Source organism: Streptococcus sp. HSISS2, assembly GCF_000448665.1.
GTDB lineage: Bacteria > Bacillota > Bacilli > Lactobacillales > Streptococcaceae > Streptococcus > Streptococcus raffinosi.
On sequence record NZ_CM002133.1, the window covers coordinates 182,330 to 208,473 of the forward strand.

Sequence of the window (26,144 nt, forward strand, 5' to 3'; positions counted from 1 at the left end):
CTATGACAGAGCCTACCAAGGAAGTGGCTGAAGAAAATATTCGTGAAGACTATACCCACTATGTCTTGGCCTTCTCTGACTTTGATCAAGTGGTGACTTTTACGCAAGGTTTGAAGGATATACCTGTTGAAGGTTCTGAGCTTTATAAACTTGGGGATGTCTACTACATGACGATCCTTCTTTACTTGGCTGATGAGCCTGATTACTACGCGAACAATATGTATGCGCGTTTCCTTGAATATGCAAATGTGGCAGATCGCACACGTGCCTACCTACAAGAGCATGCAATAATCTTGATGGAAGAGGACGCCTTACCGGTATTACAAGCAACGAAATGGAGCTAAGATATGCCTTGGACAATTAACTATATTTTTGTCTTGATTGGGGCTTTTTTAATCGCTGTTGTGACGACCCCTATAGTTCGCTCTTTGGCCTTTCGTGTCGGAGCCGTTGACAATCCAAATGCTAGACGTATTAATAAAAAACCAATGCCTAGTGCAGGTGGTTTAGCCATTTTGTTGTCTTTTGTATTATCAACCTTGGTGTTCATGCCCATGGTCATCCATAAGGAAATCTGGCATATTTCATATATTAGGTACATTCTACCCGTTGTCGTGGGGGGGGCTATCGTCGCATTGACAGGCTTTATTGATGATATTCTAGAATTAAAGCCTCTGCCTAAGATGATTGGTATTATGACCGGAGCAATCGTCGTGTGGGCTTTTACGGACTTCCGATTTGATAGCTTTAAGATTCCTTTTGGTGGTCCTATGATTTATTTTGGGCCAGTATTGACCTTGATTTTAACGGTATTATGGATTACTGCCATCACCAATGCTATTAATCTGATTGATGGTTTGGACGGTTTGGTCGGAGGAGTTTCCATCATTTCCCTTATGACGATGGGGGTAATTTCTTATTTCTTCCTCTATGATACTGATATTTTCTTGACCATGACCATCTTTGTCTTGGTGGCGGCTATTGTTGGCTTTTTCCCTTATAACTATCACCCTGCTATTATTTATCTCGGTGATACGGGGGCTCTCTTTATTGGTTTTATGATTGGTGTCTTATCGCTTCAGGGTTTGAAAAATGCAACGGCTGTAGCGATTTTATCGCCAGTTATTATCCTTGGGGTACCGATTGTAGATACGGTGGTGGCCATTGTCCGTCGTAAGTTGTCTGGGCGTCCAGCTATGGAAGCTGACAAGATGCACTTACACCACCGACTTTTAGCTATGGGGTTCACTCATCGAGGAGCTGTTCTAGTAGTCTATGCTATCGCTATCCTATTTTCATTGATTGCCCTCTTGCTCAATGTTTCTAGCCGTCTAGGTGGTATTCTCTTACTGTTAAGCTTGATATTGGGAATGGAAATTCTGATTGAAGGGCTTGAGATTTGGGGCGTTGGTCGGACACCACTCTTTAATCTCTTGAAATTTATCGGGAATAGCGACTATCGTCAAGCGACCATGTTGAAATGGAAGCAAGAACGAAAAAAATAAACATTTGAAAAGCCAAGTAATGGCTTTTTGTTATAATGATTCTAATTAAGGAAGATGGAATTTGTTTCCTATTTTCCAGAAAATAGCAATGCTGTTTTCAAAAATAATGGTATTTTGCGAGCTAAGTCTCGCTGTATATATGAAAAAGGAGTATACAATGTCTGTACTTGAAATCAAAAATCTTCATGTTTCTGTTGAAGATAAGGAAATCTTGAAGGGTCTCAATTTGACCCTTAAAACGGGTGAGATTGCTGCCATCATGGGTCCTAACGGAACAGGTAAATCTACCCTCTCAGCTGCTATCATGGGTAATCCAAACTATGAGGTTACAGAAGGTGACATCCTTTTTGATGGTGAAAGCATCCTTGACTTGGAAGTTGACGAACGTGCACGTCTCGGTCTTTTCCTTGCCATGCAATACCCAGCTGAAATTCCAGGGATTACGAATGCTGAGTTCATCCGTGCGGCTATGAACGCTGGTAAAGAAGATGAGGATAAGATTTCTGTCCTTGATTTCATCACTAAATTGGATGAGAAAATGGAATTACTTGGTATGCGTGAAGAAATGGCTGAGCGTTACCTTAATGAAGGTTTCTCAGGTGGTGAGAAGAAACGTAACGAAATTCTTCAATTGCTCATGTTGGAACCTAAATTTGCCCTTCTTGATGAAATTGACTCAGGTCTTGATATTGATGCCCTTAAAGTAGTTTCAAAAGGGGTTAATGCCATGCGTGGTGAAGGTTTTGGTGCCATGATTATCACTCACTACCAACGTCTCTTGAACTACATCACTCCAGATGTGGTACACGTGATGATGGAAGGGAAAGTGGTTCTTTCAGGCGGTCCTGAATTGGCTGCTCGTCTTGAGCAAGAAGGGTATGCGAAAATCGCTGAAGAGCTCGGCTACGAGTACCACGAAGAAGCTTAAGTCAGTTACTCGAAATAACTAGAAAAGGAGTAACCTATGTCAAAAGAATCTATTATCGCTTTTTCTCAAGCAAAAGCAGAGCCACTCTGGTTGCAAGACCTTCGTCAAGCAGCCTTTGATAAGCTTGAAAGCTTGGATCTTCCAAGAATTGAGCGTGTAAAATTCCATCGTTGGAATCTCGGTGATGGCACGCTTACTGAAAATGAACCATCAGCCAATGTGCCTGATTTTACAGCGCTCGGAAACAACCCTAAATTGGTTCAAGTAGGAACAAATACTGTTCTTGAACAATTGCCAGCTGACTTGATTAGCCAAGGTGTGGTCTTCACAGACCTTACAACTGCTCTTGAGGAAATCCCAGAAGTCGTTGAAGCCTTCTTTGGTAAGGCCGTAGCCTATGATGAGGACAAATTGGCAGCTTATAACTATGCCTACTTCAATAGTGCAGCGGTCCTTTACGTGCCAGATAATGTCGAAGTTGATTTGCCAGTTGAGGGCTATTTCTACCAAGATGGGATTTCAAATGTTCCGTTTAACAAACACATTTTAATTATAGCTGGTAAAAACAGTAAATTGACTTACCTTGAACGTTTTGAAACCCTAGGTGAAGCGACTGAAAAAGCCAGTGCTAATATTTCTGTAGAAGTTATTGCTCAAGACGGTGCCCAAGTTAAGTTTGCGGCCATTGACCGTTTGGGTGAAAATGTGACAACCTATATCAGTCGTCGAGGACGTATCGGTCGTGATGCGAGTCTTGATTGGGCTCTTGGTATTATGAACGAGGGTAATGTCATTGCAGACTTTGATAGTGACTTGATTGGTGATGGTAGCCATGCTAATCTTAAGGTTATCGGACTTTCATCTGGCCGTCAGGTTCAAGGGATTGATACTCGTGTGACTAACTATGGTAACAACTCTGTGGGTCATATCCTACAACATGGGGTTATCTTAGAACGTGGTACCTTGACTTTCAATGGTATTGGTCACATTGTCAAAGGTGCTAAGGGTGCTGATGCGCAACAAGAAAGCCGTGTGCTCATGCTTTCAGACAAGGCCCGTTCAGACGCTAACCCAATCCTTTTGATTGATGAAAATGAAGTTACAGCAGGACATGCCGCTTCAATCGGTCAGGTGGATCCAGAGGATATGTACTACCTCATGAGTCGTGGACTTGATCAAGACACTGCAGAACGTTTGGTTATTCGTGGCTTCTTGGGAGCAGTTATCACTGAAATCCCAGTTAAAGAAGTGCGTGACGAGATGATTTCTGTAACAGATACCAAACTAAACAAACGTTAGGAACTATCGACACAGATAGTCTAACTTATGATATATCTAGATAGGGAGATAAGATGTCAACTTTAGATGCCTATAAGATTCGACAAGATTTTGCCATTTTAGATCAAGTAGTTAATGATGAGCCCTTGGTGTACTTGGATAATGCAGCGACGACTCAGAAACCTCAAGTAGTTCTAGACGCCCTTATGGCCTATTATCATGAGGATAATGCCAATGTTCACCGTGGCGTGCATACCTTGGCAGAGCGTGCAACAGCTGCTTACGAAGCTAGTCGTGAAAAGTTACGTCAGTTTATCAATGCGAAAACAACTAAAGAAGTTCTCTTTACACGTGGAACGACAACCGGTCTTAACTGGGTTGGTCGTTTTGCGGAGCAGGTTCTTGAACCAGGAGACGAAGTGCTTATTTCCATTATGGAGCACCACTCCAATGTCATTCCTTGGCAAGAAGCTTGTAAGAAGACGGGTGCTAAGCTTGTCTATGCCTACTTAAAAGACGGTCAGTTGGATATGGAAGACTTGACCAACAAGATTACAGAAAAGACAAAATTTGTAAGTCTGGCTCAGGTTTCTAACGTTCTAGGTTGTATCAATCCTGTTAAGGAGATTGCCCAGCTAGCCCATCAAGTTGGGGCTTATATGGTTGTGGATGGTGCCCAATCTGCCCCTCACATGACCATTGATGTTCAAGATTTGGATTGTGATTTCTTTGCCCTTTCTGGGCACAAGATGTTAGGTCCAACAGGAATTGGTGTGCTTTATGGCAAGGAAGAAATTCTCAACCAGATGAATCCTATTGAGTTTGGTGGTGAGATGATTGATTTCGTCTACGAACAAGAAGCTACTTGGAAGGAACTGCCTTGGAAATTCGAGGCTGGGACACCTAATATTGCAGGAGCTATTGCTCTTGGTGCTGCTGTGGACTACCTCACTAACCTGGGTATGGAAAATGTTCATGCTTACGAGCAAGAATTGGTTGACTATGTTTTGCCTAAGCTTCAAGCAATTGAAGGTTTGACGGTTTATGGCCCAGAAGATCCTAATCAACATACTGGTGTTATTGCCTTTAATATTGATGGACTTCATCCCCATGATGTGGCGACTGCCCTTGATTATGAAGGGGTGGCCGTGCGCGCAGGTCACCACTGTGCCCAGCCGTTGATCACTCATTTAGGTATTTCATCAGCTGCCCGTGCAAGCTTCTATGTTTACAATACCAAAGAGGATTGTGACAAGCTTGTGGAGGCAATTCTTGCGACGAAGGAGTTTTTCAATGGCACTCTCTAGACTAGATAGTTTATATATGGCTGTTGTGGCCGACCACTCTAAGAGCCCTCACCATTATGGTGTTTTGCCTGATGTGGAGCAACTTCAACTGAATAATCCGACTTGTGGAGATGTTATCAATCTGTCAGTCAAATTTGATGGGGACGTGATTGAAGACATTGCCTTTGCTGGCGATGGTTGTACCATTTCGACAGCCTCATCAAGTATGATGACGGATGCTGTTATTGGTAAGACTAAGGCAGAAGCTTTAGAACTGGCGGAAATTTTCTCGCTCATGATTCAAGGAGAACATGACATCAATACAGATAAATTAGGTGAAGCTAAGCTCTTGGCAGGAGTTTCCAAATTTCCACAACGTATCAAATGTGCAACCCTCTCTTGGAATGCTCTCAAAAAGGCTATAGAGAGAAGCGAGCTTTAAAATAAGAAAACTAATCAACCCTTTAAAAAAGGAAAATACTATGACTGAAACAAATGAAAAAGTAGAACCAAAACCCATTGATCTTGGGGAATATAAATACGGTTTCCATGATGATGTGACACCAGTCTTTTCAACAGGAAAAGGAATCAGTGAAGACGTGGTTCGTGCCATGTCTGCTGAAAAAGGGGAACCTGAGTGGATGCTTGAATTCCGCTTGAAATCATTGGAAACCTTTAACAAAATGCCTATGCAAGAGTGGGGACCAGACCTTTCTGAAATCGACTTTGATGACTTGACCTATTTCCAAAAAGCGTCAGACAGACCTGCTCGTGACTGGGAAGATGTTCCTGAAAAAATCAAGGAAACCTTTGAACGTATTGGTATCCCCGAAGCTGAACGTGCTTACCTAGCAGGGGCTTCGGCTCAGTATGAATCAGAAGTGGTTTACCACAATATGAAAGAAGAGTACGATAAGTTGGGAATCATCTTTACGGATACAGACTCAGCTCTTAAAGAGTACCCAGAACTCTTCAAGAAGTACTTCTCAAAACTGGTTCCTCCAACAGATAACAAATTTGCGGCCCTTAACTCAGCCTTCTGGTCAGGCGGTACCTTTATTTATGTGCCAAAAGGTGTTAAGGTAGATATCCCACTTCAAACCTACTTCCGTATTAACAATGAAGCTACGGCTCAGTTTGAACGCACACTCATCATCGTTGATGAAGGGGCCAGCGTTCACTATGTGGAAGGCTGTACGGCACCAACCTATACTTCAGCCAGCCTTCATGCGGCTATCGTTGAAATCTTTGCGCTTGAAGGAGCCTATATGCGTTATTCAACCATTCAAAACTGGTCAGATAGCGTCTATAATTTGGTAACCAAACGTGCTACTGCTAAGAAAAATGCGACTGTTGAGTGGATTGACGGTAATCTTGGTGCTAAGAAAACAATGAAGTACCCATCAGTTTACCTAGATGGTGAAGGTGCGCGTGGGACTATGCTTTCTATCGCCTTTGCCAATGCTGGTCAGCACCAGGACACAGGAGCTAAGATGATCCATAATGCGCCACACACATCATCATCTATTGTCTCTAAATCAATTGCCCGTAATGGTGGTAAGGTTGACTATCGTGGCCAAGTAACTTTCAATAAGGACTCTAAGAAATCTGGTTCTCACATTGAATGTGACACGATCTTGATGGATGATTTATCTAAGTCAGATACGATTCCATTTAATGAAATTCACAACTCGCAAGTGGCTTTGGAACACGAAGCCAAAGTTTCTAAAATTTCTGAAGAGCAACTCTACTATCTCATGAGTCGTGGTCTTTCCGAACAAGAAGCTACTGAAATGATTGTCATGGGATTTGTAGAACCATTTACCAAAGAACTTCCAATGGAATATGCTGTTGAGCTTAACCGCTTGATTAGTTATGAAATGGAAGGATCAGTTGGGTAAGAAGTAAGCTTGTGTATAAATACAGAGTAAACTGAGAATTTAGTTCAAAACAAAAAAGTTAAGATATGCATCTTAGCCTTTTTTGTTGGCATTGATTGTAAATCGCCTATGTATAGCGAAGCAAGAGCTATAAATGCATCATTTTTGGGATATTTCGAGTCTTTTTAAAGACAAAAATGACTGAATTGTCGAATTATTAAGAATTACGTCTTTACTTTAGCTTATTTTGAGGTATAATTATACACGAAAGTAAATTTTTTATTGGAGGAGGTTTCTTATAATTATGATTAAGAAACGTAACTTTAAGAGTATTGTAGCCGTTGGAGTAATTACTTTAGCTTCTGCAACACTTCTTGCTGCTTGTGGCTCAAAATCAACCTCAAGTAAAGATGAAATTAACTGGTACACCCCTACTGAAATATTGACCCTTGATATTTCTAAAAATACAGATCACTATTCAGCCTTGGCGCTTGGGAACTCAGAAAGTAACTTGCTTCGTGTTGATAAAGATGGAAAGTTGCAACCTGATTTGGCTAAAAAAGTTGATGTGTCAGCCGATGGTTTGACTTATACAGCGACTCTTAGAGATGACTTGAAGTATTCAGATGGTACTAAGCTTACTGCTGAGGACTTTGTCTATACTTGGCAACGTATGGTTGATCCCGCTACAGCTTCTGAGTATGCTTACCTTGCTTCAGATTCTCACCTTGTTAATGCTGCAGACATTATTGCTGGTAAGAAGAGCGTTGATGAATTGGGTGTTAAGGCTGAAGGAAATAAAGTTATCTTTACTTTGTCAAATCCTTCTCCACAATTCAAGAGTCTTTTGTCATTCTCAAACTTTGTTCCACAACATAAGGAATTTGTAGAAAAGACTGGAAAACAATACGGAACGAAGTCTGATAAACAAATTTATTCTGGACCTTTTAAAGTTGAAAATTGGAATGGTACAAGCGGTAGCTTCAAACTTGTCAAAAATGACAATTACTGGGATGCTAAGCACGTTAAAACAAAGACAATCAATATTCAAACGGTTAAAAAACCTGATACAGCCGTCCAAATGTATAAACAAGGTCAACTTGACTTTGCAAATATTTCAAATACGTCTGCTATTTTTAATGCCAATAAGAAAAACAAAGATGTTGTTACAGTTCCAGAAGCAACAACAAGTTATATGACCTATAATGAAACTGGTAAAGTTAAAGGTCTAGATAATCTTAAAATCCGTCAAGCTCTCAACCTTGCTACTGACCGTAAAGGTATTGTCGAAGCTGCGGTTGATACAGGTTCAGTCCCAGCAACTAGTTTTGCACCTACTGGATTGGAAAAATTACCTGATGGTACTGATTTATCTAAATATGTGGCACCTGGCTATAGCTATAACAAGGAAGAAGCAGCTAAGCTCTTCAAAGAAGGTCTTGCTGAAGCTGGTTTAAGTGACTTGAAATTGACAATTACAGCAGATTCAGATTCACCTGTTTCTAAAGCTGCAGTTGATTACATTAAAGAAACTTGGGAAAAAGCTCTTCCTGGTTTGACTGTTGAAGAAAAATTTGTGACATTTAAACAACGTCTTGAAGATACTAAGAATCAAAACTTTGATGTTGCTCTTGTTCTTTGGGGTGGTGACTATCCAGAAGGATCAACATTCTATAGCTTGTTCACTTCAAATTCCGCTTATAACTATGGTAAGGCAAATAGCTCTACATATGACGCAGCCTATGAAAAAGCTATTTCAACGGATGCATTAGATCCAACAGCCGCTGCAAATGATTATAAAGCTGCTGAAAAAGCACTTTATGATGAAGCGATGTATAATCCGATTTACTTCCGATTTACAAAAGGCTTGCAAAATCCTTCAATCAAAGGACTTGTACGTAACTCAACTGGTCTTGATGTTGACTTCACCTATGCTTATAAAGATAAATAGTTGCTATCATTATAATGACAGAGTAAAGTAGAACATTCATCAGCTACTGTATGTACGTTTATCGCAAAATGAACTAAGAAGCTGGCGGCTTTAGTCCCAGCTTCTTTCGTTGTTACATAAAGGAAATTTTATGACGAAATATTTATTGAAAAGGATAGCTATTTTGCTAGTTACCCTATGGGTGGTTGTCACTCTATCTTTCTTCCTAATGCAAGTTATGCCGGGGTCACCATTCAATAATCCCAAATTAACGAATGATATGATTGCGGTTATGAATAAGCAATATGGCTTAGATAAGCCTGTATGGCAACAGTATTTGCAATATCTTTGGAATGTCCTGCACGGTGATTTAGGAACAAGTTATCAGTCTGCAAATCAGCCTGTTAGCATGATGATTAGTCAGCGTTTGGCAGTTTCAGCGCAACTGGGTATTCAAGCCCTTGTCGTTGGGGTATTGTCTGGTCTTTTTGTAGGAGCAGTGTCAGCACGTAATAAAAATAACTGGATTGATAATATCTTGAGCGTGCTATCAACACTCGGTATTTCAGTACCTTCATTCATTATTGGTCTTTTGCTTTTGGATTACCTTGGATTTAAGTGGGGAGTTCTTCCTTTATCTGGATGGGGTTCATTTAGCCAAACGATTTTACCTACTTTAGCTCTTGCTATTCCAGTATTTGCTCAAGTCACCCGTTTTTTCCGTAGTGAAATGATTGAAACCATGAATACTGATTATATTCAACTAGCTAGGGCTAAAGGGTTAACAGCACGTCAAATTAGTAATCGACATGCTTATCGCAATTCAATGATTCCTGTTCTTACCTTAATCGGTCCAATGGCTGCTAATATTTTAACAGGTTCAGCACTCATAGAGCAGATTTTCTCAATTCCTGGAATTGGCCAACAGTTTGTTACCTCTATTCCAACAAAAGATTATCCTGTCATTATGGGAACCACTATCGTTTATGCCGTTATGCTTATGGTAGCTATCCTATTGACAGATATCATTACTAGTTTTGTGGATCCACGTGTCCGTCTGAAGTAAGGAGAGTATCATGGAAGAAAAACAACTATTTAAACTTGTTGGTGCTGGAAATACTGAATCACAAGAAAAAATTGAAAAACCGACTCTCTCTTTTACACAAGATGCTTGGAGACGTCTGAAAAAAAATAAATTGGCGACCATATCCCTTTGGTTTTTAGCCATTCTACTGGTCTTTTCAATTGGCTCAAATTTCTTTGTTAATGCCAAGGATGCTAATAGTTTTAATGGTGATGAAGTTAAGACATATCGTAATTTACCACCTAAACTATCAGATAGCTTACCATTCTGGAATGGTAGTATTGTATTTTCAGGTAATACGGAGCCTAATGATGTGTACTCTGATCAATCAGTTCCAAAAGACGATAAATTTATTTTGGGAACTGACAATCTGGGACGTAGCTTAGCGAAACGTGTGATTGTTGGTATACGTATCTCTCTCTTAATTGCCATTGTTGCTACTTTAATTGATTTGATTATTGGAGTGACCTATGGTCTGGTGTCAGGTTTCTTAGGTGGAAAGATTGACCTCTTCATGCAACGTGTTATTGAGGTCATTTCATCTATCCCTAACTTGGTCATAGTAACGATGTTAGGGCTTCTTTTGGGTAGCGGTGTGTTGTCAATCATTATCTCAATTGCCATAGTCGGATGGACGTCTATGGCGCGTCAAGTACGTAATTTGACCCTATCTTACCGAGAACGTGAATTTGTTTTAGCCTCACGTGCTTTGGGTGAAAATAAATTCAAGATAGCTTTTAAACATGTTTTACCAAATATTTCAGGTATCATTATTGTTCAAATTATGATGACTGTTCCAAGTGCTATTATGTACGAAGCGGTTCTGTCAGCTATCAATTTGGGGGTTAAGCCACCAACAGCTTCTTTAGGTTCGTTGATTACAGATGCTTCTGAAAATCTCCAATACTACCCTTATCAGGTGGTTATTCCTGCCTTGGCTCTTGTTTTTATCTCTCTTGCCTTCATTCTTTTAGGGGACGGCTTGCGTGATGCATTTGACCCTAAATCTAACAAAGAAAACTAATAGGAGCGTAATAATGATGAAAGAAACGATTTTAAGTGTAAAAAATCTCCATGTTAATTTTCATACTTACGCTGGAGAAGTAAAAGCGATTCGTGATGTCAATTTTGACTTGAAAAAAGGTGAAACACTAGCGATTGTTGGTGAGTCTGGTTCAGGAAAGTCTGTAACGACAAGGACGCTAATGGGTCTATCAGACAAAAACGCTAAGGTAACTGGAGACATTACCTTTAAGGGGCGTGATATGCAAACCTTGAAGGAGGAAGATTGGGTTAAGGTTCGTGGAAATGATATTGCTATGATTTTTCAGGATCCTATGACCAGTCTTGACCCTACTATGAAAATTGGGCGCCAAATTGCTGAGCCTATCATGCTTCATACCAAGGTATCTCAAAAAGAAGCCATAGATATGGCTTTACAATTAATGAAAGATGTTGGCATACCTAATGCCGAAGAACATATAAATGACTACCCTCACCAATGGTCAGGGGGAATGCGTCAAAGAGCAGTAATTGCCATTGCTCTAGCTGCAAATCCTGAAATTTTGATTGCTGATGAGCCTACTACTGCCTTAGATGTTACGATTCAAGCACAAATTCTTCATCTGATGAAAAAATCCAAGAAAAGCGTGATTCATCCATTATTTTTATTACACATGACTTGGGTGTTGTTGCTGGGATGGCTGATCGTGTGGCGGTAATGTATGCTGGTAAAATAGTGGAATATGGGACTGTGGATGAGGTTTTCTACAATCCGCAACACCCATACACATGGGGTCTTCTTAACTCTATGCCTACAACAGAAACAGAATCTGGTAGCCTAGAAGCTATTCCAGGGACTCCTCCAGATTTGCTTTATCCTCCTAAAGGTGATGCCTTTGCTGCTCGAAATGCCTTTGCTTTAGATATTGATTATCAGGAAGAACCGCCAATGTTTAAGGTATCAGATACGCATTTTGCAGCAACATGGCTCTTGGATGAACGAGCTCCTAAAGTAACCCCTCCTTCACCAATATTGAAACGATGGGAAAAATGGTCAAAGATGAAGGAGAAATAAGATGACACAAGAACGTAAGAAGTTAGTAGAACTAAAAAATGTGTCTCTAACTTTTAATAAAGGAAAATCAAACGAAGTTAAGGCGATTGATGACGTTAGCTTTGATATCTATGAGGGTGAAATTTTTGGCCTAGTTGGTGAATCTGGTTCAGGTAAAACAACCATTGGGCGTTCTATTTTAAAGCTTTATGATATTGATTCGGGTACTGTTACCTTTGCAGGTAATGACATATCAAGCTTAAAAGGGAAAGACCTTCATGAATTCCGTAAGACAGCTCAGATGATTTTTCAAGATCCTCAAGCTAGTCTTAATGGACGCATGAAAATCCGTGATATTATTGCTGAAGGTATTGATATTCATAAATTGGCTAAAACCAAAGAAGAACGTGAAGCCAAGGTTAAAGAGCTCATTGATTTGGTAGGATTAAATGAAGATCACTTATCAAGATATCCTCATGAGTTTTCTGGTGGTCAACGCCAAAGGATTGGTATTGCGCGTGCTTTAGCGGTTAATCCTCATTTTATCGTAGCAGACGAACCGATTTCTGCTTTGGATGTCTCTATTCAAGCACAGGTGGTTAATTTGATGCAGAAGTTGCAACATGAACAGGGATTAACATATTTGTTTATTGCCCATGACCTATCAATGGTTAAATATATATCCGATCGTATTGGTGTAATGCATTGGGGTAAACTCCTTGAAGTAGGACCTGCAGATGAGATTTATCATAACCCGATTCATCCTTATACGAAGAGCCTATTATCTGCAATTCCAGAACCAGATCCAGAAAGAGAGCGTAAGCGTCAACATTTGATTTACGATTCCTCTATTGAAAATGATGGAGAAAGTAGACAAATGTATGAAATCCGACCAGGACATTTTGTTTATGCTACAGAAGCAGAGGCTAAAAATTACAAAGAAGAAGCCAAGGCAAATTAAACCGTAAAAAGGTGGTGATTCCTTAGTCGCCTCCTTTTTATTTTTAGGTGAGCAAACGTTTACAATACATAGGCAAAACAGTATAATAAAGGTGATACAGCAATAGTGAAAGGGGACTAACATGGGAGTGTATAATAACGACTGGTTGCTCAATCAGATTCGTGGGACAGCCAACGTCGTCAGTAAGGTTTTTAAGTTTGAGAGTCTGGATATTGATTTGGGTCAGGTCGAAGATGAAAATGGTCAAATGGTAAGTGGGAATGACTACATTGATGATTTGGTGCTTCGTTCCAAATACCGTCAAGCAACTGAATTTGTCCATGGTCAACTCAAACGTTTGACACCTAATGATTATAAGCTTTTGGTGAGTGTTTATATTGATTATTTGGAGAATTTACCGCCATTAATAAGGGAAAAACATCAACTGGATAATCGCCAAATAATGGACTGGAAAGCTAAACTTTCAGAATTTTCATGGTAATTTGCTAGAGAGTGTGGGAGAGGAGACGCCAAGCGTTTACGACTTTTCCACCCTCTTTTTTGTGTTATAATAGAGTCACTATGGATAAATTAATAAAAACAATTTCAGAATCAGGTTCTTTCCGTGCTTACGTTCTTGATAGCACTGAAACAGTTAGAGCCGCACAAGAAAAACACAATACATTATCATCATCAACAGTCGCTTTGGGGCGTACCCTTATTGCCAATCAAATCTTGGCTGCTAACCAAAAAGGTGATAGCAAGATTACGGTAAAGGTTATCGGAAACAGCTCTTTTGGACATATCATCTCTGTAGCCGATACCAAGGGGCATGTTAAGGGCTACATCCAAAATCCAGGTGTAGACATCAAGAAAACAGCGACCGGTGAAGTCTTAGTCGGTCCTTTCATGGGACAAGGTCAGTTTGTTTCAATCATCGATTATGGAACTGGTAATCCTTACACGTCATCAACACCACTTATTTCTGGTGAAATCGGTGAAGACTTTGCCTACTATTTGACAGAATCTGAGCAAACACCATCTGCTGTTGGTCTTAATGTACTTCTCGACGAGGAGGACAAGGTCAAGGTTGCTGGTGGCTTTATGCTTCAGGTTTTGCCAGGAGCCACCGAGGAAGAAATCGCTCGTTATGAAAAACGTATCCAAGAAATGCCTGCCATTTCAACACTATTGGAATCTGATGACCATATCGAAGCTCTCTTGAATGCCATTTATGGGGATGAGCCTTTCAAACGTTTGTCTGAAGAGGAGCTTAGCTTTGAGTGCGATTGCTCACGTGAACGCTTTGAAAATGCTCTCTTGAGTCTAGGTAAGGATGAACTTCAAGCTATTAAAGATGAGGACCACGGTGCTGAAATCGTCTGCCAATTCTGCCAAAACAAGTATGAATTTTCAGAAGCTGACTTGGAGGAACTCATCAATGACTAAACTTAATTCGTCCTTCATGATTGGGAATGTGGAGATTCCTCATCGTACAGTGCTAGCTCCTATGGCAGGTGTGACCAACTCGGCCTTCCGTACCATTGCCAAGGAATTTGGTGCTGGCCTTGTGGTGATGGAGATGATTTCTGAAAAAGGGCTCCTCTACAATAATGAGAAGACCCTCCACATGCTTCATATCGATGAGAATGAACATCCAATGTCTATTCAGCTTTTCGGTGGTGATGCTGAGGGCTTGAAGCGTGCGGCTGACTTTATCCAGACCAATACCAAGGCTGATATTGTTGATATCAACATGGGTTGTCCGGTCAATAAGGTCGTCAAAAATGAAGCTGGTGCCAAGTGGCTCAAGGATCCAGATAAGATTTACCACATTGTCAAGGAAGTAACGTCAGTACTTGATATTCCTTTGACTGTTAAGATGCGTACGGGTTGGTCAGACAGTGATTTGGCTGTGGAAAACGCTCTTGCAGCTGAGTCCGCAGGTGTTTCTGCCCTTGCCATGCATGGTCGTACCCGTGAGCAGATGTACACAGGTCACTGTGATCATGAGACTCTGGCTCGTGTTGCTAAGGCTATCACTAAGATTCCGTTTATCGGAAATGGCGATGTTCGTAGCGTTCAAGATGCTAAACTTATGATTGAAGAACTTGGTGTAGATGCCGTTATGGTTGGTCGTGCAGCCATGAATAATCCTTATATCTTCACGCAAATCAACCACTTCTTCGAAACAGGAGAGGAGTTGCCAGAACTTCCATTTGATAAGAAGCTGGACATCGCTGAAGACCACCTCAAACGTTTGGTGGACCTTAAAGGTGAGATGATTGCTGTCCGTGAATTCCGTGGTCTGGCACCGCACTATCTTCGTGGAACAGCAGGAGCAGCTAAGGTTCGTGGCGAAGTCTCACGTGCCGAGTCTGTGGCTCAGGTTGAAGAAATCTTTGCGACTTTGCGATAAGCTTCTATATGATGAAAACTTAACCAGATTGGTTAGGTTTTTATTTTCCGTCTATTCTTCCTTAATAGTATTGATAGAGTTTTTCCAATTTTTTTCGTCCTCCCTTGCAAAACCTCTGTATTTTCGATATAATTAACTGGTTAAGTAAATGGAGAAAGCAATGCTAGAACTAGAAGAACAAGTCAATCAATTGATTAATCAAATCGTGCTCAAGTCTGAAAATCAGCATGAGCTCCTTATTGGGCAGTGCCGTAGTCAAGTTAAATTGACTAATACTCAGGAACATATTCTGATGCTTTTGGCTGAGGGTCGCAAGACCAATTCGGAGCTGGCAAAGACCTTAAATGTCAGTCAGGCTGCTGTTACTAAGGCTGTTAAGACCTTGGTCAAGGAAGGAATGTTGGAGGCCAAGAAGGATAAGGATGATGGACGGGTGACCTACTTTGTCCTGACACAAGAGGCTCAACCCATTGCCCAGGAGCATGAGGAACACCACCAAGAAACGTTAGGTGTCTATCGCTCTGTATTGGAGCAGTTCGATAGTAAAGAACGTCAGATTATAGGGCGTTTCTTGACGAAATTAGAAGAAAAAATCGAGGAATAAGATGCGTTATATTACAGTTGAAGGACTGAGCTTCCAGTATGATGCGGAGCCCGTTCTGGATAATATTCACTATCACTTGGACTCTGGAGAATTTGTGACCTTGACTGGGGAAAATGGTGCTGCCAAATCAACGCTTATCAAGGCAACCCTGGGTATTCTCAAACCTAAGAAGGGGACTGTGACGATTTCTGATACTAACAAAGATGGCAAGAAGCTTCGAATGGCCTATCTACCACAACAAATTGCCAGCTTTAATGCAGGATTCCCAAGTACCGTTTATGAGTTTGTCAAGTCAGGTCGTTACCCCCATCAGGGATGGTTCCGTCGTTTGAACAAACATGACTTAGAGCATGTTCAACGTGCTCTAGAATCTGTTGGTATGTGGGATAATCGTCACAAGCAGATTGGACATCTCTCAGGTGGGCAAAAGCAACGTGCTGTCATTGCTCGTATTTTCGCTTCAGATCCAGATATTTTTGTCTTGGATGAACCAACGACAGGGATGGATGCAGGAACAGCCAATACCTTCTATGAACTTATGCACCACTCAGCTCATAAGCATGGTAAGTCTGTCTTGATGATTACCCATGACCCAGAAGAGGTCAAGGAATACACGGACCGTAATATCCATCTGGTTCGTAATCAGAAATTGCCTTGGCGTTGTTTTAACGTCCATGAAAAAGATGGAGAGGGGCACAAACATGATTAGTGAATTATTAACCTATGATTTTATGCAGCGTGCTATTCTCGCCGTCATCGCTATCAGTATCTTTTCACCTATTTTGGGACTCTTTTTGATTCTTCGTCGTCAGAGCTTGATGAGTGATACCTTGAGTCACGTTTCTTTAGCTGGGGTGGCTGTGGGAATTTTCTTGGGGCAATCAACTACTTGGACCACCTTGCTGGTTGTGGTGATTGCTGCTCTAGTCCTAGAGTATCTAAGGGTTAGTTACAAGCACTATATGGAGATTTCAACGGCTATCCTGATGTCTATGGGCTTGGCTGTAGCCTTGATTATCAGTAGCAAGGCGGGTAGCAGTAGCATGAGCCTAGATAGCTATCTTTTTGGATCTATTATCACCATTAGCTCCGAACAGGTGCGTGCCCTCTTTGTGATTGCGGCGATTGTACTGGTCTTGACCTTACTCTTTATTCGTCCTATGTATCTTTTGACCTTTGACGAGGATACTGCTCATGTCGATGGCTTACCAGTACGTCTTATGTCTCTCCTCTTCAATATCGTAACCGGAGTAGCCATTGCTTTGATGATTCCAGCAGCAGGATCGCTCTTGGTTTCTACTATTATGATTCTTCCAGCAGCGATTGGCATGAAAATCGGTCAAACCTTCAAATCCGTGATTTTTTGGGCCATTGGTATTGGATTGGTCGGTATGCTCTCTGGTATCTTCATTTCCTATTATTGGGAAACGCCAGCAAGTGCGACCATCACATTGATCTTCATTGCTTTCTTTGGACTGGTATCAATCTTTGAACCCCTTTTAAAAGCAGAATAAATAGAAGAAAAGAGCTTGAGAAATCAAGTTCTTTTTGTGATATACTAAAGTAGTTTTTGAGATATTGTTTGAAAAAGACTTTAAATGTAGTCAAACAACCCCATTGGCTATTTGTTAATGTCTATCATTCCCTCATAAAAATAATAAAAAGGAGAAAACATGGAAATCTTTTTAACAAGTATATCTGGAATCCTAGTCATCTTGGGTATGATTTTAGTGGGCTTCGTCATGGGTGAGAAGGGCTGGTTTGATGACAAGTCGCGTGGTCTAATCGCTAAGTTGGTTACTCAAATTGCTTTGCCCTGCTATATGCTTTATACCATCACGCAACGTTTCACAGCGGCTGACCTCCTAAAAATGTTGCCAGATTTACGTTTTCCAGCGCTATCTATGGTTATCTTACTTGGTATTGCGACAGCCGTGGCTAGGATTTTTGCCGTGAAAAAGGACCGCCGTGGCCTCTTTATTTCCATGTTTTTAATTCCAATACGATTTTCGTGGGGCTTCCCATCAATCAGGCCCTTTTTGGAGATGCTAGTATTCCCTATGTTTTGATCTATTACATGTGTAATACGACCTTTTTCTGGACCTTGGGGACCTATCTCATCCAGCGTGATGGTGAAGGAGAAGCTGAGTTTGACCTAAAAACAAGCTTGAAAAAGGTGTTTTCACCTCCTTTGATGGGCTTTATGCTGGGGCTTCTTATCGTTATTCTACATATTAACCTCCCTGCTTTTCTAGCCAGTGATTTGCAGTATCTAGGCAGTTTGACTACCCCCTTATCTATGATATTTATCGGTTTGTCGGTCTCCAATGCAGGTGTGAAGCAACTGACTCTTAAAAAGGATCAAGTCTTAATTCTGCTTGGTCGCTTTGTGGTTGCCCCGCTTTTGATGGCTGTCATCGTTTATTGGTCGCCCTTACCAACTTTGATGAAGCAAGTCTTTATCATCCAGTCTGCTATGCCTGTTATGACCAATGCACCTGTGGTTGCCAAACTCTACGGAGCAGATAGTGATTACGCTGCAGTCATGGTGACGGAGACAACACTTGCAACCATGGTGGTGATTCCTATTCTCATGGTTTTGATGGCTTAATACGTATCAAAAGCCCCGGTTTTACTGGGGTTTTAACTTTTTTAAAAAAATCAAAAAAAGTTAAGGAAAGCGCTTTACAAATCAGTAAAAGATGCTATAATAATTACATAAGGTATGCAAACGTTTGCATCAAAAGTAGGAGGAAATGAAATGAATAAGCTAAAAGAAAAATTTGGCTTTGAGTTCTGGCAAAAATTCGGTAAAGCCCTCATGGTTGTTATCGCGGTTATGCCAGCAGCAGGTCTCATGATTTCTATCGGTAAAACGATTGCCATGATTAATCCAAACATGGCACCACTCGTTATTACTGGTGGATTTCTTGAGCAGATTGGTTGGGGGGTTATTGGTAACCTTCACATCTTGTTCGCCCTTGCCATTGGTGGTAGCTGGGCTAAGGAACGTGCAGGCGGTGCCTTTGCGGCAGGTCTTGCCTTTATCTTGATTAACCGTTTGACTGGTTCAATCTTTGGTGTTACTTCAGATATTCTTGCTGATAAGGCTGCAACAGTTCACACCGTTTTTGGTCAATCAATTAAGGTGTCTGACTACTTCATCAGTGTTATGGAAGCTCCAGCCCTTAACATGGGTGTATTCGTAGGTATCATCTCTGGTTTCATCGGAGCTACTGCCTTCAATAAATACTATAACTTCCGTAAATTGCCAGAAGCTTTGTCATTCTTCAATGGTAAACGTTTCGTACCATTCGTAGTTATTCTTCGTTCAGCTATTGCAGCTATCGTTCTTGCTATCGTATGGCCAGTTATTCAATCAGGAATCAATGGTTTTGGTATGTGGATTGCCAGCTCAAAAGAAACTGCTCCAATCTTGGCACCGTTCTTGTTCGGTACATTGGAACGTCTTCTCTTGCCATTTGGTCTTCACCACATGTTGACTATCCCAATTAACTACACTCAATTGGGTGGTACTTATGAAGTCTTGACCGGTGCTGCAAAAGGTACTAAGGTATTGGGTCAAGACCCACTCTGGCTTGCTTGGGTTACTGACCTTGCAAACCTTAAAGGTTCAAACCCAGAGCAATATAAACACGTTCTTGAATCCGTTACACCAGCTCGTTTCAAAGTTGGTCAAATGATTGGTTCATTTGGTATCTTGATGGGTATGGTGGTAGCTATCTACCGTAACGTTGATGATGATAAGAAACATCAGTACAAAGGTATGTTGACTGCAACTGCGCTTGCAACATTCTTGACAGGGGTAACAGAACCTATCGAGTACATGTTCATGTTCGTGGCTACTCCACTTTACATCATTTACGCATTTGTACAAGGTGCTGCCTTTGCAATGGCTGATATTGTTCACCTCCGTGTTCACTCATTCGGTTCTATCGAATTCTTGACACGTACACCACTCGCTATTAACGCTGGTTTGGCGATGGATATCGTTAACTTCATTTGGGTAACTGTACTCTTTGGTGTTATCATGTTCTTCATCGCTAACTTCATGATTAAGAAATTTGATTACGCAACACCAGGACGTAATGGTAACTACGAACAAAACGATGATGCTCCTGCAGAATCTGCTGGATCAGCAGGTGCTGGAACAAGCTCAGCAAGCTCACAAGTTATCAACATTATCAACCTTCTTGGTGGACGTGCTAACATCGTGGACGTTGACGCATGTATGACACGTCTCCGTGTTACTGTCAAAGACGCTGAAAAAGTCGGAACTGAAGCTCAATGGAAAGCTGAAGGCGCTATGGGTCTTGTTATGAAAGGTCAAGGTGTCCAAGCTATCTACGGTCCTAAAGCTGACGTATTGAAATCTGATATCCAAGATGTACTTGATTCAGGTGAAGTTATTCCTGAAACACTTCCAAGTCAAATGACTGCTGTTCAAAAAGCAGAAGCTAACTTCAAAGGTGTTACTGATGAAGTGCATTCAGTCGCTGATGGTCAAGTTATCAATATTGAAGATGTTAAAGACCCAGTATTCTCACAAAAAATGATGGGTGACGGTTTCGCTGTAGAACCAGAAAACGGTAAAATCGTTTCACCAGTAGCTGGTAAAGTGACAAGTATCTTCCCAACTAAACACGCTCTTGGTTTGGTAACTGACAATGGTCTTGAAGTTTTGGTTCACATCGGACTTGACACTGTCAGTCTTGAAGGTAAACCATTCGACGTTAAAGTTACTGAAGGTCAAACAGTTGCTGCAGGTGACCTCTTGGTTGAAGCAAACCTTGATGCTATCCGTGAAGCAGGTCGTGCAACATCTACAGTTGTTGTCTTTACAAATGCAGATGCAATCAAATCAGTTAAAGTAGAACATACAGGTAAATTGGCTGCTAACGCTCCAGTTGCAAAAGTAGAACTTTAATTTGCTAAACGATAAACAAGCAGACAGCCCTTGGGCTGTTTTGTTTGTAAATGACCCTATGTCATTTCTAGATGCAAGTCAGAAGAGGGATAAACTTATGAAATTTCTAACTTTAAATACGCACAGTTGGATGGAAGAAGATGCAGAAGGAAAATTCCAAACCTTAAAGAAACAGATCCTAAAGGCTAAGTATGATATTATTTGCTTCCAGGAAGTAAACCAAGAAATAGAGACTTCTGTTGTGGACACGGATGCTTACTATCATGCACTTTCATCAGCAACACCAATCCACCAAGATCACTTTGTCCGTCTTCTTGTGGAAAAGTTAGCTGAAGAAGGGCTTCAATACCATTGGACTTGGGCCTATAATCACATTGGTTATGATCACCTTAATGAGGGGGTTGCCGTCTTGTCACGTCAACCATTGACAGCGAGTGAAATCTTGGTTTCAGATGTTGATGATCCAACTGACTACCATACACGCCGTGTAGCAGTTGCTGAAACTACTGTAGATGGCCGAGAAGTTGCTGTTGCTAGTGTTCACCTTTCATGGTGGGACAAAGGTTTCCAAGAAGAGTGGGCACGTATTGAGGAACGTTTCAAAGCTATTGGGAAACCGCTCATCCTAGCAGGTGACTTTAACAACCCAGCAGGTCGCGAAGGGCATCAAGCCATTTTGGCTAGCTCGCTCAATCTTCAAGATAGTTTTGAAGTAGCTAAAGAAACAACTGGTAGCTATACAGTTGGACCGGGTATCGATGGCTGGAAGGGCAATGAAGAGCCTTTACGTATCGATTATGTTTTTGCTAGCCAAGATTGGACAGTGGAGCGCCTTAGTGTGATTTTTGATGGCAATAACCAACCTTTGGTAAGTGACCACTACGGTCTTGAAGCAGAATTAACATTTAAGTAGAAACGGTATCCTATTATGACCTAATAAGGGTAAAAACATTGTCAAAAGACAAATAAAAGAGTAAACTAGAAGCTATAATTGAATTTTTATAAGGAGAGACTAATGGCTCATATTACATTTGATTATTCAAAAGTTTTGGATAAATTTGTAGCACCACACGAAGTGGACAACCTTCAAGCACAAGTAACAGTAGCAGACGAAATGATTCGCAAAGGAACTGGCCCAGGGGCAGACTTCCTTGGATGGCGTGACCTTCCAGAAAACTACGATCGTGAAGAATTTGATCGTATTTTGAAGGCTGCTGAAAAAATCAAAGAAGAAAGCGATGTTTTGGTTGTTATCGGTATCGGTGGTTCTTACCTTGGTGCCAAAGCAGCCATTGACTTCTTGAACCATCACTTTGCTAACCTTCAAACAAAAGAAGAACGCAAAGCACCACAAATCGTTTACGCTGGTAACTCAATTTCATCAACATATCTTGCAGACTTGCTTGAGTATGTTGAAGATAAAGACTTCTCAGTTAACGTTATCTCTAAATCAGGTACAACAACTGAACCAGCTATCGCTTTCCGTGTTTTCAAGGAACTCCTTGTTAAGAAATACGGTCAAGAAGAAGCAAACAAACGTATCTACGCAACAACTGACCGCCAAAAAGGTGCAGTTAAAGTTGAAGCAGATGCTAACGGTTGGGAAACTTTCGTTGTTCCGGATGACATCGGTGGACGTTTCTCAGTATTGACAGCTGTAGGTCTCTTGCCAATCGCAGCTTCAGGTGCTGATATCAAAGCCCTTATGGAAGGTGCTAACGCTGCACGTAAAGAGTACTCTTCATCTAAAATCTCTGAAAATGAAGCTTACCAATACGCTGCACTTCGTAATATCCTTTACCGTAAAGGTTACACAACTGAAATCTTGGCAAACTACGAACCATCACTTCAATACTTCTCAGAATGGTGGAAACAATTGGCTGGTGAATCTGAAGGTAAAGACCAAAGAGGTATCTACCCAACATCAGCAAACTTCTCAACAGACTTGCACTCTCTTGGACAATTTATCCAAGAAGGTACACGTAACCTCTTTGAGACAGTTGTTCGTGTGGAAAAACCACGTAAGAACGTGATTATCCCTGAATTGGAAGAAGATCTTGATGGACTTGGTTACCTCCAAGGTAAAGATGTTGACTTTGTTAACAAAAAAGCAACAGATGGTGTTCTTCTTGCTCATACAGATGGTGATGTGCCAAACATGTTCATCACTCTTCCTGAACAAGATGCCTTTACATTGGGTTACATCATCTACTTCTTTGAAATTGCTATCGCCCTTTCAGGTTATTTGAATGCTATCAACCCATTCGACCAACCAGGTGTAGAAGCATACAAGAAAACATGTTCGCCCTTCTTGGTAAACCAGGATTTGAAGAACTTGGAGCAGAACTTAACGCTCGCTTGTAATTCTCAGATAAGATCAGCTTTGGCTGGTCTTTTTTTATCCATTTGTAAGCTAAAACTTTCCATTGATTGTTTCTTGTAGGTTAATTTACGAATTTTTATTTTAAACGTTTTGGACAGGCTAGTTGGGCTTTGTGGCTCTTTAATTTAGAAATGATTGTTGTTATAATTAGTTCAAGCATAGGAGGATGGATCATGATTGGACCTGTGGAAATGGGTGCTTTATTGAAAAAATTCGTTTATCAAAGAATTTAACATTGAAAGAACTTGCTAGTGATTATTTATCAGTATCTTTCCTATCAAAATTTGAACGTGGAGAATCTGATATCTCATTATCTAGATTTTTTCTTTTGTTAGATAAATTGGATGTCAGTATTGAAGAGTTCTATGGTATTTTATCTCAAGATAATCCAACTCATACTGAAAAGTTATTAGAAAGTGCTAGTAAGGCGTATTATCAAAACGATATTTTATTGTTACAGAGGTACGCTGGAGAAGAGCGTCATAAATTTGAGCTCACACAAGACAAATCATTTCTCTATAACAGTATTATGCTAGAATCTTTTTCGGCAAGTGTTTCCAATAAAGAAGTTGATGAAAATAAGATAAGGGAGTTAACAGACTATCTTTTTAGCATTGAACAATGGGGAAAAAGAGAGTTAATCATATTCGGAAATAGTATGTCATTTATTTCCACCCAGACACTTAATGTTTTGACCAAGGAGATCGTGTATAGAACTAGCCTTTTTGGAAATAGCGACTCAAATCAAAGAATTCGACTTAGTCTTCTCATTAATGCAGCTTATGAATTTTTACGACGTGATGAATTAGATTCTGCGAAATACTATTTAGATTTAGTCAATGATATTGGAATTCCTGAGGTTTTATTATATGAAAGACATGAGTTGATATTTGTAATGGGGTTCTACTTGATAAAGTCGGGTGAAGTTGCTGAAGGAAGAAATCTAATTGAGGGGTGTTTAGAAACACTTAGAAATTTAGGTGCAGAAAAGTTATTGCTTATGAAGGATGCGGAGTATCAAGAGTTGCTGAATTCCACTATATGACAATTTTATAGAATGAGCAAAAAATAGGATAAACTAAGACCATAGTACAACATCACTATGGTTTTTAAATTTCAATGGATACAAGGTATTCCAATGTCTTCGATTTATCCAACTAGCTATATACTAAGGTGATGTAGATTGTGAGGAAGTCTATGAGAACCCATATTCTTAAATACAAGTATGAAAACTTAGTTCATATCTTACTGTTAGCGCTGAATGCCGCTATTTTTGTGAGTGCTTCGGTTACTTTAGCTTTAATGACTAATCAGCTGGTATCAAAGCAAATCCAATCTTTTTTGGCCTTATTAGGTCTGGAGGTAGGACTTTACGTTATTTATTTAGTTTTGAATTATATTATCACAGTTCATCAGGCAAAATTAATTCAGAAGATGTCTTTGGTGATTCGGCAATCTTATCTTAGTAAAATTACTCATCATTCTTTTAGTGAATTCAGAAAGATTGATATTGGAGAACATCTCTCAGTATTAAATAATGATATTCAATTGATTGAATCGAACGGCTTTACAAGTATTTATATCCTTTGTTCAACGGTTTTTACTACCTTATTTTCGATTATCGCCTTATTAAGTTATGATGTAAGGATTGTTCTGTTAGTCATTTTATTAACTTTGTGCCTGACTTATCTTCCTAAACCATTTGCCACTAAAATGCAGAAAGCAATGGAGAGATTTTCCAAAGCGAATGAGGAACTTGTCTCAGGAATAAGTGACCAGTTATATGGATATGCAGATGTTTATTACGCCAGTCGTAAACATATTTTTCTTAGACAAGTGAAATCTATTGTTGAGGACTATATTTCCCAGAAAATCATTTATACAAAAAGGAGCACTAGTACAGAGACTCTGATGTCCTTGTTTTCAGTCATCGCTCAGATGTTGATACTACTCTTAACCGGTTTGTTAATTATTTTTGGGAATATTGCTGTAGGTACCATTGCTTCTGTGGGTCAGATTTCAGGTAACATATTTAACTCTCTATCAACTATTAATCAGCTACAAGTAACCATTAAGTCTGTTGAACCTATCTTAAGAAAATTCGAAGATTATCCTACGGTCTCAAAGTCTGACCTACCTATTTTCAGGATATTAATTTTGAGAATGTGCGTTATTCTTTTGGAGAAAATGCTATTATTAAGGGATTCACTCAAACCTTTAAAGAGGGAGGTAAATACGCTATTACTGGATGCTCAGGTAGTGGGAAGTCAACCCTGATTAATTTGCTCCTAGGAAATCTTAAAGATTATGAAGGAAAAATCTTGTTTGGAAAATTGGAGTCAAAAGAGATTGATGAGAATTCAATCGTGTCTTCATGTGCCTATGTTGGGAGTCAAACCCATATTTATAATGACACCTTGAGGAATAATCTAACTCTTTGGAATGATGCTATTACTGATACGCACATCAAGGAAGCTCTTGAAAGAGTTAATCTTTTATCTTTCCTAAGTCGTATAGATGAGCAAGTAAATGATGGAAGCTTTTCGGAGGGACAAAAACAAAGAATAGGTCTTATAAGAGCATTCTTAAAAGGAAGTTCAGTTGTGATTTTTGATGAAGCTACAGCAAATCTTGACCATGATAATGCTACTCGTATTGAGTACCAATTATTAAGTGATCCCGATATCACTTTTATCACGGTTACCCACCATCTTATAAAGGGAAATGAACTATATTTTGATAAGATTGTTCGTTTGGGAGAGAGTGATGAGTAGATGTTTTGTAAGCTAAGTGGTTCGTCTTTATTTCAATTTTACTAACGGCAGTCAAAGTGCTATAATGTAAGGGATTGTGAATTTAGCGTGTTTTGCTATTTTCAAAAAAGAAAAAACAAATCAGAGATG

The 26,144-nt window shown here is 40.2% G+C and carries 21 protein-coding genes and 4 pseudogenes; all 25 read left to right on the forward strand.

Translation table 11 applies throughout. The annotated features are described in order from the left end of the window. A partial coding sequence (locus tag HSISS2_RS00940) for an adaptor protein MecA (RefSeq protein ID WP_021144920.1) occupies positions 1-344 on the forward strand: 344 nt, incomplete at its 5' end. Between the two features lie 3 nt (positions 345-347). Continuing rightward, positions 348-1,505 carry a glycosyltransferase family 4 protein gene (locus HSISS2_RS00945; RefSeq protein ID WP_021144921.1) on the forward strand — a complete coding sequence of 386 codons (1,158 nt, stop codon included), beginning with the start codon at positions 348-350 and terminating at the stop codon, positions 1,503-1,505. A 157-nt stretch (positions 1,506-1,662) separates the two neighbouring features. Continuing rightward, positions 1,663-2,433, forward strand: coding sequence for a Fe-S cluster assembly ATPase SufC (sufC, locus tag HSISS2_RS00950; protein WP_021144922.1), 771 nt, complete (start codon positions 1,663-1,665; stop codon positions 2,431-2,433). Positions 2,434-2,469: 36 nt separating this feature from the next. Then, positions 2,470-3,732: a Fe-S cluster assembly protein SufD gene (gene sufD, locus HSISS2_RS00955; RefSeq protein ID WP_021144923.1), complete on the forward strand. Its 1,263-nt coding sequence runs from the start codon at positions 2,470-2,472 to the stop codon at positions 3,730-3,732. Between the two features lie 53 nt (positions 3,733-3,785). Then, positions 3,786-5,018, forward strand: coding sequence for a cysteine desulfurase (locus HSISS2_RS00960; RefSeq protein WP_008535728.1), 1,233 nt, complete (start codon positions 3,786-3,788; stop codon positions 5,016-5,018). Further along, positions 5,005-5,439 (forward strand): Fe-S cluster assembly sulfur transfer protein SufU, encoded by a 435-nt coding sequence (sufU, locus tag HSISS2_RS00965; protein WP_021144924.1) that lies wholly within the window; start codon positions 5,005-5,007, stop codon positions 5,437-5,439. The genes HSISS2_RS00960 and sufU overlap by 14 nt, the downstream gene beginning before the upstream one ends. Before the next feature lie 40 nt (positions 5,440-5,479). Beyond that, entirely contained in the window at positions 5,480-6,898 is a 1,419-nt protein-coding gene (gene sufB / locus HSISS2_RS00970) for a Fe-S cluster assembly protein SufB (protein WP_004183836.1), read from the forward strand. 283 nt (positions 6,899-7,181) lie between these two features. Continuing rightward, complete coding sequence (locus HSISS2_RS00975) at positions 7,182-8,828, forward strand: peptide ABC transporter substrate-binding protein (protein WP_004183835.1); 1,647 nt, start codon at positions 7,182-7,184, stop codon at positions 8,826-8,828. A gap of 130 nt (positions 8,829-8,958) precedes the next feature. Then, positions 8,959-9,873: an ABC transporter permease gene (locus tag HSISS2_RS00980; RefSeq protein WP_004183834.1), complete on the forward strand. Its 915-nt coding sequence runs from the start codon at positions 8,959-8,961 to the stop codon at positions 9,871-9,873. 7 nt (positions 9,874-9,880) lie between these two features. Continuing rightward, positions 9,881-10,915, forward strand: a complete 1,035-nt coding sequence (locus HSISS2_RS00985; RefSeq protein WP_037609338.1) for an ABC transporter permease — start codon at positions 9,881-9,883, stop codon at positions 10,913-10,915. A gap of 13 nt (positions 10,916-10,928) precedes the next feature. Next, positions 10,929-11,968 (forward strand): annotated as a pseudogene (locus HSISS2_RS00990) (ABC transporter ATP-binding protein). Position 11,969: 1 nt separating this feature from the next. Then, positions 11,970-12,908: an ABC transporter ATP-binding protein gene (locus HSISS2_RS00995; protein ID WP_008535734.1), complete on the forward strand. Its 939-nt coding sequence runs from the start codon at positions 11,970-11,972 to the stop codon at positions 12,906-12,908. A gap of 121 nt (positions 12,909-13,029) precedes the next feature. Continuing rightward, positions 13,030-13,389 carry a hypothetical protein gene (locus tag HSISS2_RS01000; protein ID WP_021144927.1) on the forward strand — a complete coding sequence of 120 codons (360 nt, stop codon included), beginning with the start codon at positions 13,030-13,032 and terminating at the stop codon, positions 13,387-13,389. A gap of 80 nt (positions 13,390-13,469) precedes the next feature. Then, positions 13,470-14,336: an Hsp33 family molecular chaperone HslO gene (hslO, locus tag HSISS2_RS01005; RefSeq protein WP_021144928.1), complete on the forward strand. Its 867-nt coding sequence runs from the start codon at positions 13,470-13,472 to the stop codon at positions 14,334-14,336. Next, positions 14,329-15,306, forward strand: a complete 978-nt coding sequence (gene dusB / locus HSISS2_RS01010) for a tRNA dihydrouridine synthase DusB (RefSeq protein WP_021144929.1) — start codon at positions 14,329-14,331, stop codon at positions 15,304-15,306. Before hslO ends, dusB begins: the two co-directional genes overlap by 8 nt. 160 nt (positions 15,307-15,466) lie before the next feature. Continuing rightward, positions 15,467-15,910 (forward strand): zinc-dependent MarR family transcriptional regulator, encoded by a 444-nt coding sequence (locus HSISS2_RS01015; RefSeq protein WP_021144930.1) that lies wholly within the window; start codon positions 15,467-15,469, stop codon positions 15,908-15,910. Between the two features lies 1 nt (position 15,911). Next, positions 15,912-16,619 (forward strand): metal ABC transporter ATP-binding protein, encoded by a 708-nt coding sequence (locus tag HSISS2_RS01020; RefSeq protein WP_021144931.1) that lies wholly within the window; start codon positions 15,912-15,914, stop codon positions 16,617-16,619. After that, positions 16,612-17,424: a metal ABC transporter permease gene (locus HSISS2_RS01025; protein ID WP_021144932.1), complete on the forward strand. Its 813-nt coding sequence runs from the start codon at positions 16,612-16,614 to the stop codon at positions 17,422-17,424. Before HSISS2_RS01020 ends, HSISS2_RS01025 begins: the two co-directional genes overlap by 8 nt. A 159-nt stretch (positions 17,425-17,583) precedes the next feature. Beyond that, a pseudogene (locus tag HSISS2_RS01030) lies at positions 17,584-18,521 on the forward strand (AEC family transporter). Between the two features lie 150 nt (positions 18,522-18,671). After that, positions 18,672-20,858 carry a PTS transporter subunit IIBC gene (locus HSISS2_RS01035; RefSeq protein ID WP_021144935.1) on the forward strand — a complete coding sequence of 729 codons (2,187 nt, stop codon included), beginning with the start codon at positions 18,672-18,674 and terminating at the stop codon, positions 20,856-20,858. Between the two features lie 97 nt (positions 20,859-20,955). Beyond that, positions 20,956-21,771 carry an endonuclease/exonuclease/phosphatase family protein gene (locus tag HSISS2_RS01040; protein ID WP_042767167.1) on the forward strand — a complete coding sequence of 272 codons (816 nt, stop codon included), beginning with the start codon at positions 20,956-20,958 and terminating at the stop codon, positions 21,769-21,771. A 102-nt stretch (positions 21,772-21,873) separates the two neighbouring features. Beyond that, positions 21,874-23,222, forward strand: a pseudogene (locus tag HSISS2_RS01045) (glucose-6-phosphate isomerase). A gap of 192 nt (positions 23,223-23,414) precedes the next feature. After that, positions 23,415-24,286: pseudogene (locus tag HSISS2_RS01050) on the forward strand (helix-turn-helix domain-containing protein). Between the two features lie 152 nt (positions 24,287-24,438). Beyond that, the gene (locus tag HSISS2_RS01055; protein ID WP_021144939.1) at positions 24,439-25,518 is read left to right on the forward strand and encodes an ABC transporter transmembrane domain-containing protein; all 1,080 of its coding nucleotides are present in this window, start codon (positions 24,439-24,441) and stop codon (positions 25,516-25,518) included. Next, the gene (locus tag HSISS2_RS11565) at positions 25,407-26,015 is read left to right on the forward strand and encodes an ATP-binding cassette domain-containing protein (protein WP_240472032.1); all 609 of its coding nucleotides are present in this window, start codon (positions 25,407-25,409) and stop codon (positions 26,013-26,015) included. Before HSISS2_RS01055 ends, HSISS2_RS11565 begins: the two co-directional genes overlap by 112 nt. The last annotated feature ends 129 nt before the right edge of the window (positions 26,016-26,144 follow it).